Here is a 1,652-nt window from a genome sequence, read left to right on the forward strand (position 1 = left end):
AGCAAGGTAAATTTTCTTCGTTGCTAAGCAGGTGAACTCAATCGTTATCGCATCTGAACTTTGACGCTGTACGCGAATGGAACCGTTTCATCAACTGCGAATCCCTGCGACCGATGTTGCCGATGTCCATTCGGAACTTGAGGCGATTGGCCTAACTCTTACGCAACAATCAGATTCGTGGCTCGGCTCGAAACAACCGCATCTTCGCGACGTGATCTGTGAATGCAATGGGCGACGAACCGTACTCGCGATCGGCCCTGACCCGAATGACAAATCACACACCATGATCGTTTACGTCAACCGCGGTGACGACTCGTTGGCACGTGACGTTCGCGCCCATTTCGAGACACTCGGCGCATCATGGGGATACCTCGATGACTAACTGTGACCGTGATACGGACTTGCTTGTTGATCCGGCGACCTGCGGAACGCTAAACTGGTGATTCACCCGTATTGGGCGGGCGACTCGTTCAACACACGCCCGAACTTGCGATAACCATGTCGTGCACACGGAGCACGGCTTGCAAGGTTTTACGAATGGAAAGTCGTCTCTCCGTGCCCGGTGACGACCGCCGTTATCCGACTGGGCACACTCGATCCTGATGGACCGTCGAATCGTGCTTCCCACCCATGACTGACCGCCCGACACAGTACTCGAACACCGACCTCGACCTGAAATCTCGGTCTTCACTCGAACTGCTTGCATCCGAACTACGGTCTTCGTGCTGCGTTCTCCATTGCACACTGGGCGACGATGGCAACTGGCATATGACCGTTGAATCTGACCACGATCTCAACACTTGCGACTCTAACGCTTCGATCGACATTCCCCACATTCTTAAATCCGTGTCCAAACTGACTTCCGCGGCCAAACGGCAATTTGACGATTGCTACTTTCGCGACTTCAACATCGGTGTTGAATGCTGGGATTCCTGGGCGTACAATCACGCTGTTCCGGCACATATTGTTCTTGCCGTCGCTGACGCTGGCTGCTCGTTGTCCTTCACGCTGTATCCCATGCGTCGGCCCGACGGAACACCAAGAGACGACGAAAACGGCGGATAACCAATAAGGATTTGACTTCGCGTGGATGCGGCGGTTGAGTCACTTTCTCTTTCATGTTGCTTCGTTCGTCGCGGTTCAGAACGCGTCGCCTAGCCGAAGCTCAAGTCCTCTGTTCAAGATGCCCGGGGGTGAATGGCGAGGCGTTGATTGAGTCTCTCTTGGGAATTGCTTCCCGGCTGCGTTCTCTAACGAAGAGGCGGGTTGGTTCTGAAGCTGGTGAATTGCTGATCGGCCGTTTGCTCTGGGCCAGTTTCGCTGGCAACGAGTTGGATGGAAGCGGATTGAGGCTCGTTGCCCGATGAGTTTTGAGCTTGAGATTGCCGTCGCGACATATCGCCCCCATTCGCCCTCCTGAAGACGCTCGAATTCGTCGGGTCATTTCACTTCCCTGGTTCATGCGTTACCCACTGTCGTAGTAAGTCAGCCCATGCTCGGGGCGGATGCCCTGCGACGACAACGAGGTGTAGCTGACCTCGATCACTCGCATGACACCGCCACACAGGCGACACTTCATCGGCACGGTCAACGGTTCCGCTTGCGGCGCGTAGCCGCTGCCCAGCCAGAACGTCCAGCCAAGCATCAGCCAC

General features: G+C 55.3%; 1 protein-coding gene and 1 pseudogene. One reads left to right on the forward strand and one right to left on the reverse strand.

Features of this window, described 5'->3' with window-relative positions; translation table 11 throughout:
* Positions 1 to 630 precede the first annotated feature (630 nt).
* The gene (locus RE6C_RS30765; protein WP_081605708.1) at positions 631 to 1,065 is read left to right on the forward strand and encodes a hypothetical protein; all 435 of its coding nucleotides are present in this window, start codon (positions 631 to 633) and stop codon (positions 1,063 to 1,065) included.
* A 400-nt stretch (positions 1,066 to 1,465) separates the two neighbouring features.
* Here the strand turns inward: RE6C_RS30765 and RE6C_RS20890 are convergent.
* Positions 1,466 to 1,652: pseudogene (locus RE6C_RS20890) on the reverse strand (IS91 family transposase); the annotation flags it as partial.

The sequence above is a fragment of the Rhodopirellula europaea 6C genome (assembly GCF_000338295.1).
Taxonomy (GTDB): Bacteria; Planctomycetota; Planctomycetia; order Pirellulales; family Pirellulaceae; genus Rhodopirellula; species Rhodopirellula europaea.

What these genes read in the sequence shown, in the direction of transcription:
- RE6C_RS30765 (WP_081605708.1), top strand. Translation starts at nt 631, where the DNA reads ATGACTGACCGCCCGACACAGTACTCGAACACCGACCTCGACCTGAAA.